At 35.7% G+C, this 16,284-nt stretch carries 13 protein-coding genes; 6 read left to right on the forward strand and 7 right to left on the reverse strand.

Annotation, left to right across the window (positions count from 1 at the left end; all coding sequences use genetic code 11):
- Positions 1–17 precede the first annotated feature (17 nt).
- Positions 18–1,025 carry a zinc-dependent alcohol dehydrogenase family protein gene (locus tag AAW12_RS24430; RefSeq protein WP_046676207.1) on the forward strand — a complete coding sequence of 336 codons (1,008 nt, stop codon included), beginning with the start codon at positions 18–20 and terminating at the stop codon, positions 1,023–1,025.
- Positions 1,026–1,036: 11 nt separating this feature from the next.
- Complete coding sequence (budA, locus tag AAW12_RS26555) at positions 1,037–2,620, forward strand: acetolactate decarboxylase (RefSeq protein WP_197084170.1); 1,584 nt, start codon at positions 1,037–1,039, stop codon at positions 2,618–2,620.
- 130 nt (positions 2,621–2,750) lie between these two features.
- Here budA and AAW12_RS24440 read toward each other — a convergent pair whose 3' ends face one another.
- From AAW12_RS24440 to AAW12_RS24455, 3 genes are all read right to left on the reverse strand, one after another.
- Positions 2,751–3,065, reverse strand: coding sequence for a hypothetical protein (locus tag AAW12_RS24440; protein WP_156167767.1), 315 nt, complete (start codon positions 3,063–3,065; stop codon positions 2,751–2,753).
- A gap of 1,025 nt (positions 3,066–4,090) precedes the next feature.
- A complete protein-coding gene (locus AAW12_RS24450) occupies positions 4,091–4,471 on the reverse strand; it encodes a response regulator (protein ID WP_046676210.1) in 381 nt (126 codons plus the stop codon).
- Positions 4,472–4,758: 287 nt separating this feature from the next.
- Positions 4,759–5,850 carry a sensor histidine kinase gene (locus tag AAW12_RS24455; RefSeq protein ID WP_046676211.1) on the reverse strand — a complete coding sequence of 364 codons (1,092 nt, stop codon included), beginning with the start codon at positions 5,848–5,850 and terminating at the stop codon, positions 4,759–4,761.
- A 534-nt stretch (positions 5,851–6,384) separates the two neighbouring features.
- Between AAW12_RS24455 and AAW12_RS24460 the strand changes: the two genes are divergently transcribed.
- Positions 6,385–7,806, forward strand: a complete 1,422-nt coding sequence (locus tag AAW12_RS24460) for a glycogen synthase (protein ID WP_046676212.1) — start codon at positions 6,385–6,387, stop codon at positions 7,804–7,806.
- A 213-nt stretch (positions 7,807–8,019) separates the two neighbouring features.
- On the opposite strand, the gene AAW12_RS25920 is transcribed toward AAW12_RS24460, so the two are convergent.
- The 4 genes from AAW12_RS25920 to AAW12_RS24485 all read right to left on the reverse strand — a co-directional run bounded on the left by AAW12_RS25920 (position 8,020) and on the right by AAW12_RS24485 (position 11,809).
- Positions 8,020–8,829: an AraC family transcriptional regulator gene (locus AAW12_RS25920; RefSeq protein ID WP_053003986.1), complete on the reverse strand. Its 810-nt coding sequence runs from the start codon at positions 8,827–8,829 to the stop codon at positions 8,020–8,022.
- Between the two features lie 1,077 nt (positions 8,830–9,906).
- Positions 9,907–10,185, reverse strand: a complete 279-nt coding sequence (locus AAW12_RS24470; protein WP_046676213.1) for a hypothetical protein — start codon at positions 10,183–10,185, stop codon at positions 9,907–9,909.
- A gap of 767 nt (positions 10,186–10,952) precedes the next feature.
- Complete coding sequence (locus tag AAW12_RS24480; protein ID WP_046676215.1) at positions 10,953–11,387, reverse strand: hypothetical protein; 435 nt, start codon at positions 11,385–11,387, stop codon at positions 10,953–10,955.
- Entirely contained in the window at positions 11,387–11,809 is a 423-nt protein-coding gene (locus AAW12_RS24485; protein WP_046676216.1) for a hypothetical protein, read from the reverse strand. The genes AAW12_RS24480 and AAW12_RS24485 overlap by 1 nt, the downstream gene beginning before the upstream one ends.
- A gap of 374 nt (positions 11,810–12,183) precedes the next feature.
- Between AAW12_RS24485 and AAW12_RS24490 the strand changes: the two genes are divergently transcribed.
- From AAW12_RS24490 to AAW12_RS24500, 3 genes are read left to right on the forward strand one after another with little or no spacing between them, the layout of a single operon-like run.
- Positions 12,184–13,404, forward strand: a complete 1,221-nt coding sequence (locus AAW12_RS24490) for a hypothetical protein (protein WP_046676217.1) — start codon at positions 12,184–12,186, stop codon at positions 13,402–13,404.
- A 2-nt stretch (positions 13,405–13,406) separates the two neighbouring features.
- Positions 13,407–14,432 (forward strand): hypothetical protein, encoded by a 1,026-nt coding sequence (locus AAW12_RS24495; protein WP_046676218.1) that lies wholly within the window; start codon positions 13,407–13,409, stop codon positions 14,430–14,432.
- Positions 14,425–16,242, forward strand: coding sequence for a metallophosphoesterase (locus tag AAW12_RS24500; protein WP_046676219.1), 1,818 nt, complete (start codon positions 14,425–14,427; stop codon positions 16,240–16,242). The genes AAW12_RS24495 and AAW12_RS24500 overlap by 8 nt, the downstream gene beginning before the upstream one ends.
- The last annotated feature ends 42 nt before the right edge of the window (positions 16,243–16,284 follow it).

Below are 16,284 nucleotides of genomic sequence, written 5' to 3' on the forward strand. Positions count from 1 at the left end.
AAAAATAGGTTGAAATTATGCGAGCAATACAATTAGACAATTACGGTGTGGAACATTTAAAAGTGACTGAACTTCCCATACCCAAAATTGGAGAGAACGAAGTACTGGTCAGGACGACAGCCGTTTCACTTCAGTATCTGGACCTTCTCACTGTAGAAAATACGACGGGCTTTAATATTCCGCTTCCATTTATTCCAGTTTCAGAAGGTGTGGGGGTCGTAGAAAGTATCGGAAAGAACGTAACAAGATGGAAGATGGGCGACCGTGTGCTTATTCCTTTCATCACCCGTTGGGAGGCTGGAAAAATGACACCATACCATAATATACAAAGAGCCGGCCTGCAGGTATCTGGTACATTGGCTGAGTTTACGGTCCAGCCTGAAAATACACTCGTGCGTACGCCCGAGAACCTGACAGATGCGGAAGCAACATCATTACCCGTGGCGGGACTGACCGCCTGGGCAATGCTTGTAACGCAGGCGAATATCAGAGCCGGACAGACCGTCCTGATACAAGGAAGTGGAGGGGTATCTCTATTTGCTTTGCAGATTGCAAAAATGGCAGGACTGAAAATTATTGCTACTACGGGAAACAAAGAAAAGGAGGACAAACTCAAAGCATTGGGGGCAGATGAAGTTATCAACTACAAGGAGTTTCCGGAGTGGAGCAACGAAATACAGCGGCGAAACAATGGTGTCGGTGTTGATGTAACGCTAGATGTTGCAGGCAATGAAAGTATTGAGCAAAGTATTCTTTCTGTAAAAGAACATGGTTTTGTGGGTCTGGTCGGCTTTATGTCGGGCAGCAAATTATCATTTGATGTGTTTCCGCTTATTATGAACTATATCCGTTTGCAGGGCTATTCTGTGGGCAATGCGCAGGAACTGGCTGATCTGGTAAATGCCATTGAAAAGAATAACCTAAAACCAGTTATAGACAGCGTTTATACGATAGAACAAACACAGGAAGCGTTCAAAAAACTGAAATCGGGTAATGCTTTCGGCAAGATCATTATTGAATTTTAAAAAGAAATGGAATGAAATTAAAACACATATGCACAGCAGCCCTTATCTGTATTGGGGCAAATAGCTTTTCACAACAGATAATCAATGGTTTTGCAACCCCTGAAAGCGTTACTACTGACGGTAAACGTTTCTTTGTGTCTAACCAAGGACAAGATGTTTTCAGTAAGGACGGTGACGGGTTTATCAGTGAGATTTCTGAGGACGGAAAAATGATCGAACTCAAATTTCTACCTGCAAATGGTGTATTGAATGCCCCCAAAGGGATGACGATTGAAAACGGTATTTTGTATGTTGCCGATATAGAGCGTATTGTAGGCTTTGACATTAATACACGGAAAACAGTGTTTGAATTGTCTATACCCCAGGCTACTGTGCTCAACGATATTTGCGGGTTAGAAAATGGTTTTATTGCTGTTACGGAGACCGTTTCGGGCAATATCTATAAGATAGCTACCAAAACAAAATCCGTTGAAATTATCGGAAATATACCTACCGCAAATGGAATTAACTACAATAGAATAACCAAGCAACTGGTAGTCTGTACGAATGGCAAAAATTATGGAGATGGTTCTGTCTACATCAAAACCGGAAACAGTGCTTTTACCCAAGTTCCCAATATTGCAGGCGGATTCTTTGATGGTATAGAATGGATCGATAACAGGCATTTGCTAATCTCCGATTGGGTCACATTCCCGGTAAAAGGCTTCGGGAAAATGTGGATTTATGATTTGTCGGAAAACAAAGGACAATCCTATCTGACTGGTGAAAGTATTGCTGATATTTATTACAATCCAGTGAGCCAAAAAATTTACATGCCACAAATGTTTCACAACAAAGTAATCATTGCCGAAATGAACAAACTTATAGCTGAAGCACATCCGCACAATAATGTACTTTATAACTACGGAGTAATTGATGGTTTTATTGGCGGTCTCTATAAAGGTTCATTGGCTGTTAAGGATATGAAGTTAAAAGGCGATTTCGGTTTGGGTGCACCTGATATGCTGGACGGAGAATTGACTGTGCTCAATGGAGTGGCCTATCAAACGAAATCCACAGGAGAAACCGTTGTTCTGGATAATGATCACAAGTCCTCCTTTGCTTCGGTTACCTTTTTTAAGGCAGATACTACATTTATAATTGCCGATTCAATGCAACAGAAAGAAATTTTGGAAATTATCGAAAATAAACTGGCCAATAAAAATGGAATGTATGCCATCCGGGTTTCCGGAGATTTTGGCATTGTGAGGACAAGAGCTTTCCCTGCAGTAAAAGAAGAGCCCTTTCCTCTACTTTCAAACATCTTAGACAGGCAGAAGTTTTTTGATATCCGGAATACTGGGGGAACATTGGTTGGCTATCATTTACCGGAATATCTTAACGGTATACAAATTAGCGGCTTTCATTTTCATTATCTTTCTTCGAGTAGCCAACAAGGCGGACACGTTTTGGACTTCAAAGGTCAAAATTTTAAAATAGAAATCGCTGAACTGGGAAGGATTGAGTTAGATATACCGAAAGATAAAGATTTTCAATCCTTCAAATTTAAAGCAAGAAATAATGAAGCACTGAAACAAGTGGAGCAGGGGAAATAAGAAATAGGTCTTATTCATAATGTAGCAAATCAGGAATGCTAAAGGTTGTTCTTCCGGACGGAACGACCTCTAGTATTTTGCTTGGACCTCTTGCTGTTATCTGATTTCAAACTCGGCTGTCAGTTGCTTTTTATCCTTCTCCTGTCCAAGCAGCCACGCTTCTTTGACAAGTCTGTAGCGTCCTGGTACGGTCGCTTTGTACTTTAGAATACTTGAGAGAACCAAGGGAAATTCTTTTGACTGTTTTGATGGTATTATATGTAATATCTTCAAAGGCCAGCATTTCGCTCAACGATACCGGTGTCCAATTATAATCCGTTAATTTCTCGATGAGGAAGCAACAATACGTAATAATATCATGTTCAAGGTTATTATTTAGGACATACTTACCAATTTTACCGTTTTTGTTCTGTTCGTATACAGAGAGCGAAACTACTAGCTCCATTTTGTGTGAGCTGTCATTTTCATTTTTGACATTCATTTGCTGTTATGCAGCAGAATCTTTATTTATAACCACCAATTCAATCTAGTTAAGAACTTATACAGAAAGTTGCTACTGCTTCTTTGGTGAATATGTTTGTTTTTGATATTTTATTTTTTAATCCAGTTACGTTTGTGACAAAGCAGAGGTTCTGTTTCATTTATTTATCTATCTATCTATCTATCTATCTATCTATCTATCTATCTATCACTGTTTGGTTTATATTCAGTTATCTAATGTATATATATCAGTATATGTATTAGACATCTGGAATGGGCCGAATAATTCGATATTAACGCACCTGATTTATATTTTTCATCACTAAAGATGGATGACCGTTTTCACTTTCTAAATTTATTCTACTAATATTATCCTGGTTTACCGGAAATATCTTTATCATTGATAACTACCTGATCTAAAATAGTTGTCAATCAATTTGTCTTGAGCGTACATACCAATTGGGCCTGCATCTTGATAATCAAAAGCAATTGCATTTAAAATCATATCTTCATGTTTTGATAGCGCTATTCCACCTCGTTTATCTTTGTGATGTGCGCAGCGGCTGGATAGAACTTTGATAATAGGTAATAAGTGTGTGGATATGGGCAATCTGGCTATTTTCTGTTTAAAAGAGTTCAAAAATATCCTATCTTAGAACATTATCCCATTATTAACATACTAAATTTGTTTTTAGGCCTGGCATACGCTGGGCTTTTTAATTTCATTCAGTTCTTAGCCCCGGCTGTTATCCGTCATGCATACGTTTCTAAAAAGGACATAAGCGCCCTATGATATATTTGCTGCGTTGTACCCCGAAATGATAACTTTGAGCGGTATAGGAACTGCAGTGCCAAAAGGATGGGATGTACTTGTTTGCTGTGTCGCACGACATGTCTGTAAGTATAGAAGTAACAATTGCACGTCTTGGAAAGTGAAGTAATGAGGCGGTTGTCAGTTGAGCTTGCGATGGATCATAAAAGACATACTTATTACTCGCAATCGATCAGCTCCATAATCTTTTCTTTATTGATAGGCTTTTCCACAAAATTGATGACGCTATTATAAGAAAAGGCCCTGTTTTTAATTTGAGGGGTGACTTCGGAGGTTAATATGATTACCTTGATGTTTTCAAGGAGGTCAGATTCTTCAATGAATTCCAGTACCTGCCAGCCGTTAATTACAGGCATGTTTATATCTAGAAAAATAAGGAATTTCTCCTGGGGACCATCCGATTGTTTTAGCTTTTCAATTACTTCAAATCCATTATAGTAGGAGATGGGCTGGATTTCAGAATTACTGTTCCGCAATAGAAAATCGAGGATGAAATGATTTAATCTGTTATCGTCAACTATTAATGTGTGCTGGTGCATAGGCAAGCTATTTAAATTTAAAATTTGAAAAGGGAGTTTCCTGATCTACTGCAGCAATGCTCCCGCAGTTTTTCACTATGCTGGTCAGTTTAAATTGTTATGTTTTCAGCTTAGGGAGTGTTGCAGAGTTAAATTTACGCAATGTATATGGTTTCGTTACAGTGAATTTGGGCATGATTACTGTTGCTTTGGGCAATTGAACGCATATTTATCTTTTGATAGAAAGAAAGTATGTATGATATCAATCTCCCGGCTCACCGAGCATCATTTTGTGGGCTGGCCAAGCTTTAGAAAACGCTGGCTTTTTCGCTGGGAATGTGAGCAATAACGGTTGTTCCTTTATTGATTTCTGAGTTTATCTCAATTTTTCCATTTAGCTTTAACAGCGCCCTACGTACACTGTATAGTCCAAGTCCTGTGCCTTGCGCCTGATTACTGGCATTACAGAATGAAGTGAAGATATTTTCAATGCTGTCAGGCGGGATTCCGATCCCATTGTCGCCGATTGAAATTACCGCTTCCTTGCTATTCGCGGTTATTAGCATCTCGATGTTTTTGTTTGGATTTTCTTTCTTTTGATATTTAAATGCATTTGAAAGAAGGTTATGCAGGATCAACTCGATCAGCGTTCTGTCACAATGGAACATTTCTTCCTGTTTTATGGAAATACTGAGGGAGAGATTTAGATTTTGGATGGAGATCTTATAAAATTCTCTGATATTTTGTGCAATTTCATGAAAATCAATATGTGTTATAAGCAGTTCCCCTTTTCGCATTACATAATATTCGCCCAAGCTTTTTATATATTTTCCCAGTGACGTCAGGGAAGCATCCATTACGTTCAATAATTCATAGACCTTTTCAATATCATGGATTTCTTTACCCAGACTCAGCGCGGCACGGACACTTAAAATTGGTTCCCTGAGATCGTGGCTTACCGTGTACGCAAATTTATCAAGTTCGGCGTAAGCTTTTTGGAGCTGCTGGTTTTTTAGTTCGAGCATTGTGTTTGCCGTGTAAAACTTATTTGCTTCTGAAATTGCGGATATGACTTCATCTTCGATCCAGGGTTTGCTTAGAATTCTGAATATATTGGCCCTGTTTATGGCGTCGATAACGGTGTTCGTTTCCATGGTCGCCATCATAAGTATCCGGATAGGTTTTGGATATAATTCTTTTATTCGTTGAAAAAAATCAATGCCTTGCTCACCTTGTGGTTGCTGATCGCAAAATATAATTTTGATGTGTGGATTGCTCTGCAGCAGTTTCTCAGCTTCAACGGTAGATGACAGCGTATGTATGTAGACATCGGAACTAAAACTTGCATTAAGCACTGTTAAAATAGTTGGTTCCTGGTCAATATAAATTATTTCGTCCATCGTTAGGGGCCTATATTTTCATACCTGTGTAATCCATATTATAAAATTCACCATTTGAGATATGGGTTTAATGATAACTCAAATAGCAATTCACTGATTTTTATATCCTTTTTGATTTAGCTGGCTGTATTTTAAAAAAATAATTTCCCGCTGGCAATCAACCGCTATGAAAATAAACTTTGAGCTAGCTAGACCGATAGTTTTGATCCAGACTAATTTGTTTACTTATTTAAGTTTTGTTTAAATAGCAAAATTAAGTGTAGTTTATGGCTTAAGAATTTTGTTTTTGGGCATTAATCATTTGTATTCGGGCAAAATTTCGGGAAAATTTCTGCCAGCTATATTTTATTGCTAAATTCTTTCCAGTAACCAAAATAATGAAGAATATTCTAACAATAGTTACAATAATATGCAAAAGGGTGAAAGAGGTATTCCCTAGAATGTGGTATATATATAAAAGTAATCTGGGCTGAGCGCAGTTTATCCATATGTTTAATGATCTCGTTTTTATTTGAGCTATTTAATAATAATTCTATGAAAGTTATTCATGTAAGTGTCGAATGTTTTCCAGTAGCTAAAGTAGGAGGTCTCGCTGATGTAGTTGGCGCATTACCCCGTTATCAACGGAAATTTGGTATTAGTTCAGAAGTTGTCTGTCCATATTATATAACTCCTTTTACCAAGGAGCATGACTTCGAGGTTATCTTTGAAGGTGCGTTTAGGCAGGGAGGTGACCAGATTCCATTTACCGTACTTAAGGAAAAGTCGGACGTCCTTGGTTTTCCCATTAATCTGGTACATATCCCCAATATATTGGACCGTGAAAAGGTTTATTGTTATCCTGATGAAGCTGAGCAGTGGATTGCATTTCAGCTTGCTTTTCTTACCTGGCTAAGAAGCCTGGCGAAATATCCTGAGGTCGTGCATTGTCATGACCACCACGTTGGATTGATCCCTTTCTTGATGAAATGGACTTCGGAGTTCCGATCGCTTGCTTTGATAAAATCTGTTATCACAGTACACAATACTCAATCCCAGGGATGTTTAAATTGGGATAAAAGTGCATTATTGCCCGAATTTGAACGGTGGAAATCGGGGTTGTTGGATTGGGATGGTGTAATCAACCCTCTTGCTAGCGCAATAAAGTGCTGTGATGCATTTACAACTGTTAGCCCTGGATATTTTAGCGAATTACAACAGCGTGCAAACGGACTTGAAAGTCTATTCCGCTTGGAGTCCTTGAAGGGGTTTGGCATACTCAATGGAATAGATGAGCACTACTGGAACCCAAGTAGCGATCCGCTAATTTTTAAAAATTATAGTAGATCTTCTGTGACCTCCGGTAAAAAGGCAAATAAGAAATCTCTCTGTGAGAAGGAAAGTCTGTACACTATGCCGCATCTGCTGGCCTACATTGGCCGGTTTGTGGAAGAGAAAGGAGCGGATCTCTTACCAGAGATTATCGAGGAGCTTTTTGCGTCGCCGTCAAACAATCTATGTGTGTACATCCTTGGTTCCGGAAACGAAGTGATTGAGGATAGGTTGGAAGTTCTTTTGGCAAAATATCCGAAGAGATTGGCAGTTTTTTTTGGTTACGATGAAGGCCTTGCCCATGAAGTTTACGCTGCAGCGGACCTATTGTTAATGCCTTCAAAGGTTGAACCTTGCGGGCTGAATCAGCTTTACGCTATGAAATATGGTGCAATCCCGGTTGTAAGAGGAACCGGCGGATTGTGGGACACCGTGACGGATGTTGACCGGTCCATAGATGGATCTGGATTTGTTTTTCGGGATTCTCAGCCTTCAGATGCCGTTAATGCTATCCGTCGGGCATTAAACACCATCGGAAATGCAGACAAAGTAAAGACGTTAAGGAACCGGGGAATGTCTTTGGATTTTTCCTGGGATAAACCGGCAAACGAGTACATTGACTTATATAGGCAAATAACAAATTAAGCTAGGTATTACCAAAGTTCCAACTTTATTGCGCCATGTACGTTGAATTCGTTTTTTTTCCTTTGGCCCGGCAATAAAAAAATATGAGTAAGCCCATATTTAGCTGTTTTATGAAGAGAGTGTCTGCTCAATGCGGATGCTCTCACTTTTTATCGTAAAATGTGCTTTTGATTTTTTGCTGTTACAACCAACTGGTCACTTTATCAGTTAAAATTATTGTTCAGATTGACTTGGGATCTTTTTGCTCCTATACTCATTAGGGGTCATATTTGTACACTTCTTAAAAAACACATAAAAGTAATTTACATCTAAAAAGCCTAGGTCAGAGCTTACTTGTTTTAGGTTCATATCTGTTCTGTGTAAAAGCATTTTAGCAGCTTCGATAATATGATCGTCGAGAAGCTGCTTAGGGCTCTTGTTAAATACAGTTCTGGTTATATTGGAAAGCGTTCTCTTGCTAATTAGCAATTGATTAACATAAAAAGTCAGTTTTTTTTCCTTTCTAAAGTTAGTGGCAATGAGATTGAGGAATTCATTTGCCGTTCTCTGCGTGTACGTATTGAAATTGAACTGTGGTTGGTTTGCAACCATCTTTTCCATGACCATTTTATAGAAAATTACCATTTGGCAAAGAATAGAGGCAACAAATTTATCACTTAACTCATGGTCTTCGTGCTCTTGGTAATTTTTAACAATAAAAAAAAGCTGGGATAAATATTTAATTTCATTTTCATTGAATTCAAACTCATAGTTGTTCTGAATTCTCTCTTCGAACAAGACTCTAATGATCGGATCGGGGAGTAGTGTTTTATTGAAAAAAAAATAGGATCTGTCAATGTTCACCTGGTCAGTTTTTAGAACTGGCGGTTCAATAATTTGTGCTATTTGGCGAAATCGTTTGAATCCTAGTGCTGTGACTTCAATTTCCACCATGATATCATAGTCTATATTGTATTTTTGTCCGTCACATATCAATTTATTTAATTCTAATCCTGTTGCTAACCAGTAATTCTTTCTATTCATATTTTAATGAGTAAGCATATACATCGTATAATGCTTTTGGTAATTTTGGACTAAGTATTTGTACTTCTATTTTACTATTTTTCAACAAAGGTGATGTAAGATTCACTGGATGGATGCCAATAAATCCTTTTAAACTCTTAAGTTAAGTTTGTTTGCCTTCAACAAAGATATGTCAGTCAATTTGGTGTGTAGCTCTAATGTGTTTTGGATACATATTTTGGTTGCAAGATCAAGCTCATAATATCTGATGTATAGAAGTCATTCGAATTGGCAGTAGTAAGTGCTGCTTTTTAAAGATTCCATGATTTTATCTTATTCCCAAAGCCGAAGACTATATTTCTCCCTTAGTGTATGAGCGCCGATAATGGCAATAGAATTAAATAGCATTTGTATGCATTCTAACCTACGACCCATCTATATGTGCCTAAAACATATAATGTAACAATAATGTAACAAAAATAGTGCAATGTTTTCTTAAACTCTATGTTTATTCGAGAATAACTACTTTGAAAATGAGCAAAAATTACAGTTATTGTTGAACTATATCTCATTTATTATGTATAATACATTATGTGGTTTTTAATTTGTGATCTATTAATTAGTAGTTCTTTGTTGGTTTGTTAGTAATAGGTAGTCTGAAATCGATGGGTGATATGAAATTTGAAATGCAGCGATAATTTTTTGCATTAAGGATTCAATATCTGCCTAAATTTATTTGTATAAAAACTACGCCATGAAAAAACCTAGTTTGCACGCACTACGGTACTATGCTCTCTTCAGTTTTCTATTTAGTTTTGCTATTTGCCGCCTAACTTAAGAAACGGTCGTATATCATTATGTAAAATATAAACTCGTCGCAAAAGACGAGGCTACATTGCTCTAGAGCCAATCTGGGATCTATTGAGATGAACGACTGGAACAGTACAGTTATACAACCGGGACTTTTCTACATATTGTATTATCGACTTAGACCTTGATAAATTCTTTTTATCGGGTAATAAATGCTGCACAGGTTACAAAGCAGATTTACACAATACGCGACTTATCATTATCCCTTGGAGAAACAGAACAGATTTGTTAGTTTAGATTTTCAATGATCTGCCATGATTTCAATTCATAATTGTAGGACATGAGCCAAGAGGATTCCCCCATTCGTTTTCCTTTTTCATTCAGATATTCACCTACCATGATTGTAACTACAGGTGTAACTGTTCTCAATATTTTAGCGTATGCTTTTTCGCCGGTACTAAGCTCAACTACTGCTGGACTGCTTGCTGAATTTATAGCAGGTTCAAATAAAAATTTTGCAGTACAACCGACATGTAGGCTTTTCGCTTGAAAGATGATTCCGTTCATAACGCTATGTTTTTAAGGTTATTAAAATCACTTCTGCAAAGAATCTCTACAACATCAAAATGATCTAAAAAAGCCCTATTGTAACAAAACGTTTACAAATCAAGATTGTTTTAAAATATAGTGAAACATGATTTAAATATTACATTTTCATTTTCATATCGGTAAAACGATTGGGCTTTTCGGTACAATCTTTCCAGATTTAGGACAAGGAATTTTTTTAGCATAGGGGATTTTACTATAAATTGCTATTTAGATGGGTTTTGTGATGATGTTGATTCTCAATCTGCTTACGGTTTTCGAGCAGTATTTGATATCCGGATGCACAAGTGGCGCCGGTACTTTTGCGTGAGCAATTGAAGCGGCAACCTTATGTTTTTGCAAAAGATAAAGCGGAAAGCGCATACGACCGAGGTATCGGAGGTCGGCACGGCCAATAAACTTTTAAGGCAATGTGAAAAGTTTAGTGTCTCGGCAGAGAGTAAGAATTGATTATATGTTTACCCATGCTATACAGCAGGCTTTGGGCGAAGGATTTGAATTTTTCTTCTAGGGTATTGATCGTAGCATCCACTTTTGCAGGGGATAAGCTGGCACCGTTGTTATCCCTAAATGCCTTCAAAATACCGATATATCCCTTTATATAATTATAAACTTCTGTATCCACTATAGTCTTGAATTCCAGTAAATCACGTAGCTGTTGTGTAGCCTTATCGAGGATGGAACTGCATCTGCAAATTTTGCATCCATAAGGATATCTTTCATTTTTCTTACATCCTGTGTGTCGTACTTAGCATCAAATACCGATGAGAATTTAGAAGGGGTATTTGCAGTAATTTACATATTTCGGTTTTACTCACCTTAATACCTCTTTTGATTACTTTAGCCTTGGGTTGGAGTAGCTTGATGGCATCTGCATGCTTCATGTTCAGCTCATTTAACTGGCGATAAAAGTCGACTCTTACCTTGATTTCCTCATAGAACTTCTTTAGCTGTTCCGCTTCGAAATGGGGACCGTTAGGACTCTGAAAATTGACGGCCAGGGAGACGTCTTTTTTGTCCTTGATCCGTTGTGATGACATGTTAACCAGTGAAGTTCGGTTCTGGAAGAGTCCTGCCTGTTGGATTATAGTATTGATGGTTCCGGATATCGGATTACTATTGGCCAGCGTCTGCACAATAGGGTTATTAATTATAGCGCTCATTATGCTTTTAAATCTCCTTTCGAAAGCTGTGTTTTCTGTTGTATTTCCAGAATATTTTGGCAAAAGGTTTTTTGATGCCGATGCGATCGCCATGTCGGAAAAGAAGTGCCAAGAGAGTTGGATGTTGGGTTGTTAATGTCGGTAGGGATTATTGTGATGTCCGCTAGGGTAAGTAATTTTATGGAATTTAGAAGAGTGCTTTCGATCTGTGTTCCATTTTCCAGACCGGATCGAATGAGGGTCATACTGCTTCTGAACCGTTCGGTTGCATTTTTATCCTGAAGTCTCATTTCTGCGAATCTCGTGTCCTCCACCGATTTTTCGAGGGCAGCGACGCGTGTTTTTAGGTCATCCGTATGATTAAGTTTAGTAGAACTTGCAGATGGGTCCCTCGCGACTGCCCGGCCAATGAGCACCGTCATTGCCAAGGACTTAATAGATTTTTCATAAAATAAGGTTTTTAGCTCTGTATGTCTAATTTACAAAATTATGGTTCGGAAAGTAGAAATTTAATAAAACTATAAAATAGGAAAAATATTAACGAGGGTTACGAGTGATTTCGCGCATGATTGACCTTTTACTTATTACACGGTGTTACTTGACATAAGAAATAATTTAAATAGTGACTGTCTCCTTAGTTAGATAGAACATATGCAGCTTTTAAAATATTGACATTTTAAGGTAGTGTAAAAATTTGCGCATAAAATAAGATAATGATGTAGCTATTGTTTTATTTTGTTAAATTTGTCTAAAACCAGGTAGTATAAATCTATATTACTAATAGCCGTGAAAATCTATGGTAAGTATTTTAAAAAATAATGAAAAGCTTACTCCATATTTCTTTTATACTAGATTTCTTAAGGATGTTGCCAATTCTATAATAACAGAGGGTGGAATTTCTTTCAAGTTGGTCGAAAATGGAGATTCGCAAATATTTGATTCAAATTATAATATTGAACCTATTACTATTCCTTTGTTGCTGAGCTTAACAGAACAATTAAGTAAATTCTATAAAAAACCTATAAATCTATCTTTATATAATAATCAAGCTACTAAACATGTTCTTAATTTTTTATATAAAAGTGATTTCTTCTATATTGCAGGTGATAATACAAATCCATATCATCCACATGGTAGGAAAATTCTTAATTTTAAGCAAGAATATTTAGGAGATTTTATTGCAAACCGACCACGGTCTGACCATAGAGTTCGTTTTTACTCTTTATCAGAAAATAATCTAGCTCAAAAATTAGAAGAATATACAGCCGAAGATGACAAAAGGGACTTTTTAATTTCCGAGTATAGCTATATTGTTAGGGATCATTTCCAAGATTTGCTATTTGATAATGCTAATACAGCAGACAAGATAGATTTATATATTGAAATTTTGTCTGAATTAATTACTAATGGGGTATTGCACTCGAGATCAAATACTTTTGCATTAATGTTTGTGAATAAATTTGCAACAAAATTTTCAATTTCTGATAATGGTATAGGATTGGTTGAATCATTAAAATCAAAATCGCCGGATTTTCTTTATGAACCATTGGAATTGATTAAAAGATTACAAGAATTTACCATACTCAAAATCAATACAAAAATTCTAGAGAATTTCAATTATATTATTGAAACCTTATATTATTCCTCACTTAAAGATCGGAGAGGATTATTTGATCTAATGTTATCAGTTGTACTAAAATCCAATGGATATTTTAGGCTGCATTGCGACAATGCCCAGATCATTATTTCTAGCAGAATGCAAAAGGAGTTAATTGATTTAGATCACCTTCGAAATCAGTTGTTCGATATTCATCGGAAATTATTAATCAATGGTGATTCAGTTGTATCAGAAATGCCTCAAATGACAGCATTAAAAGAATCTATTTTAGATCATTTCGTTTTGCTCTATCAAAGAATCTGCAATAAATATAATGATGACCACAAATTTTCTTCGGTCAGATTTTTCAATGTTAAATTTCGAGGTGTGCATATCGAAGTAGAAATTCCAAACAATTAAATATGATAGTTTCGCAAATAAAAGATGCAAACTATTTATATTTTAGTTTGCATGCAGAAGAGGTCTTTACCTCTAATTACATCAAAGATAATGACGAAGGGATTTTTGTTGGCAGCCTGCAGTATGAAACGATTTGTAGACTTTTAACGCACCTACAGAAAGAACAAGATCCAGAAATAAAATATATAATACTTGACTTTAGACACATCGTCCATATTCAAAATAATATTTTAGAAAAAATCATTGAGATCAGAAGATTGGATTATAAACTGATATTTAAAAATATAATTGCTGATTTAATTAAGGCACTTTCCTTGGAGGCGATTGATAACCCTAAAAATATACTGAATGGTAACAATGGTTATGACATATGCTACTTTTTTCATGGGGAACTTGATGAAATTTATGAAGTTGAGCTAAACGCCAATTCCATATTTAAAAACTATTTTAAAAAGCTTTTAAAAGACAACTACATTCAGACCTATGATAAAAAACATGCTTCATCCTTTGTCTACCTACATTCATTCATCGATCTAAAGAAGTTAATTAGTCTTGAAAGACCATTTATTTATTTTGCTTTATACAAGCTAGCAGTGAAAATATACAGTAAATGGTCTGACAAAATTAATAGTGGTCCTATCTTGGTTGGACAAAGTTTAACGAGTACTTTCATAGTGTCAGTTTTGTCGAAATTATTAAAGTTGGATATTCTTATTTTTGACAAGATAGGGCCAATTAATAAACTGTACAATAAACTTGAAAAACACAATTTTGAAAACAAAAAATACATTATAGTATCTGATCTTGTATGTTTAGGAACGGAGGTTAAAATAACAAAAAATCTTATAGAATTTTCTGGAGGAAAATATTTGGGAAATGTTTCATTGGTCAAGATAGAGACATTGACAAGAGAGGATTTAAATCTGGATAATATTGACAGGACGATTGCCATATTTTCAGTTTCTGAAAGTAATAACAAAGACTTAGGATACTATATTTATACCAATTTAAAGCCATTAGATGAATAGAATAGTTTTACATATTTCAGATTTACATGTATCATTAAACAAGGTTTTAGGTGGAGGTGCAGCTAAAGTGAATTATAGCTTAACTACATCTTCAGAAACGGAATCTGCCTTTGGATATATCGAAAAATTCACAAAAATCATCAAGAATGACTATTTGGATGCAAAGATTTATCTTCTAATTACTGGCGATATCACCAACGCCGGAGAAGTAAAAGAATTTGAATTCGCAACGAAGTATATTTTAAGAATTATTGAAGATTTAAATATTGATAAAAATAATATTTTATTGATACCAGGTGATCATGACTTGAATAGAAGAGAATTACAAAGTTTTTATGCAGAGCATGATACTCCATCAAAAGAATCAGTCAATAACGCAAAATATGCAAATTTTGCCAAATTTTATAAAGAGTTACTTGATAAAAATTTTGATCCCAATAAAGTAATTTTCGATACCCTTGTTGTTGAGGACAAAATTTTGCTTCTAGGCCTAAATTCTTGTATTGATATTGATTTACAGCAATTGGACGGCAGTATCTCTATTGCTGATTTTGAAGAAGAATATAAAAGCATTCCTATTGAGGGTAAAAAAGTTATTGCTTGTACCCACCATAATATGACTTCTGCATTTGATAATAGGCATGGGGGGCAATGGCTTTTAGAAAATAGGAAAAGGGTTGTCAGCAAGTTAACGCAATATGACATCAATTACATCTTCTGTGGAAATGAGCATATATGTAGTTCAAGGCCAATATCAAGTGCGGAAATAACTGTGAGTGATTCTGGTTGTTTGACAGCATTAGACGACGATGCAACTTTTAAGATTTATCCTATCGAAATTAATGATGACATAATTTTAAAGAATAAAATATATGGACTTTTAAAAATAAAAGATAATGATTTTGGTGACGAGTGGGATATTAGGAGGAACAGCTCAATTCATCAAAAAGAGGAATACATAATTTTCCAGAAAGATCCTCCAGCAATGGAAGCAGAAATAATTGAGATTATGGGGGAAGATATTCTATCTCTAGATGACAGTTTGGAATTACAAATATCTTCAGCAGAAAGTGTTAGTGATCTTATTTATTATAATCCAGAATTCACAGATATTTTATATGATAAAGTAAAAGAGCTTAAAATTTTCCATACGGGGCATTATCATTATAGTGAAACTTCACGAACCCATAATTGGATCGATGTATCGAAACTAATTGAAAATAGAAACAATTTAAATTTTATAAAGAATGCAATCGTAGATGTTTTGGAGAAAAAAATCGGAGAAAATAATGTTGACATGATAATTGGTTTGGGCTATGAAGGAAATGTAATTTCAACAAAAGCTGCTATAAAATATAATAAGCCATACACTTTTTTGCCATATTCTTACAGGCATGATGAGCATCATGAGTCTGAACGGTTACTAAATTTTGAGAATAATGGCTTGTATAAGAACGTGCTTATTGTCACCGACGTAGTAAACGATGGCAGAACAATACGAAAGTTAATTAGAAAGAGACAAGATGATTTTTTTCAAAAGGTAGACAAAATTTTTGTTATCTCTCTTTTTTACACCGGTACACACCATATTAATAGTCACATCTTAAATTATAGTTTTTTAGAATCATTAGATGGTTATGATCTTTCAACGGATGAGGTAGTTAATAAAATTGAATTCTATTCCGTAAAAAGTTTAAAGGTTGAAAAATGTCCTTATGGTAAGGATTTTAGAGAAAAGTGCTTTATTTACAGTGACGAACTGAGTTGTGTAAATCTTTTCTATGATGAAACGAAATACGTTGCGCAATAGATTTGTACATTTAATGTATAGTGGAGGCCTGATATAAATATT

It is taken from the genome of Sphingobacterium sp. Ag1, from assembly GCF_000988325.1.
Taxonomy (GTDB): Bacteria; Bacteroidota; Bacteroidia; order Sphingobacteriales; family Sphingobacteriaceae; genus Sphingobacterium.

Coding starts and splice junctions, on each gene's coding strand:
- AAW12_RS24495 (WP_046676218.1), top strand. CDS start 13,407: ATGATAGTTTCGCAAATAAAAGATGCAAACTATTTATATTTTAGTTTG.
- AAW12_RS24500 (WP_046676219.1), top strand. CDS start 14,425: ATGAATAGAATAGTTTTACATATTTCAGATTTACATGTATCATTAAAC.
- AAW12_RS24480 (WP_046676215.1), bottom strand. CDS start 11,387: ATGAGCGCTATAATTAATAACCCTATTGTGCAGACGCTGGCCAATAGT.
- AAW12_RS25920 (WP_053003986.1), bottom strand. CDS start 8,829: ATGAATAGAAAGAATTACTGGTTAGCAACAGGATTAGAATTAAATAAA.
- AAW12_RS24455 (WP_046676211.1), bottom strand. CDS start 5,850: ATGGACGAAATAATTTATATTGACCAGGAACCAACTATTTTAACAGTG.
- AAW12_RS24430 (WP_046676207.1), top strand. CDS start 18: ATGCGAGCAATACAATTAGACAATTACGGTGTGGAACATTTAAAAGTG.
- AAW12_RS24450 (WP_046676210.1), bottom strand. CDS start 4,471: ATGCACCAGCACACATTAATAGTTGACGATAACAGATTAAATCATTTC.
- AAW12_RS24460 (WP_046676212.1), top strand. CDS start 6,385: ATGAAAGTTATTCATGTAAGTGTCGAATGTTTTCCAGTAGCTAAAGTA.
- AAW12_RS24485 (WP_046676216.1), bottom strand. CDS start 11,809: ATGACGGTGCTCATTGGCCGGGCAGTCGCGAGGGACCCATCTGCAAGT.
- budA (WP_197084170.1), top strand. CDS start 1,037: ATGAAATTAAAACACATATGCACAGCAGCCCTTATCTGTATTGGGGCA.
- AAW12_RS24440 (WP_156167767.1), bottom strand. CDS start 3,065: ATGGAGCTAGTAGTTTCGCTCTCTGTATACGAACAGAACAAAAACGGT.
- AAW12_RS24490 (WP_046676217.1), top strand. CDS start 12,184: ATGGTAAGTATTTTAAAAAATAATGAAAAGCTTACTCCATATTTCTTT.
- AAW12_RS24470 (WP_046676213.1), bottom strand. CDS start 10,185: ATGAACGGAATCATCTTTCAAGCGAAAAGCCTACATGTCGGTTGTACT.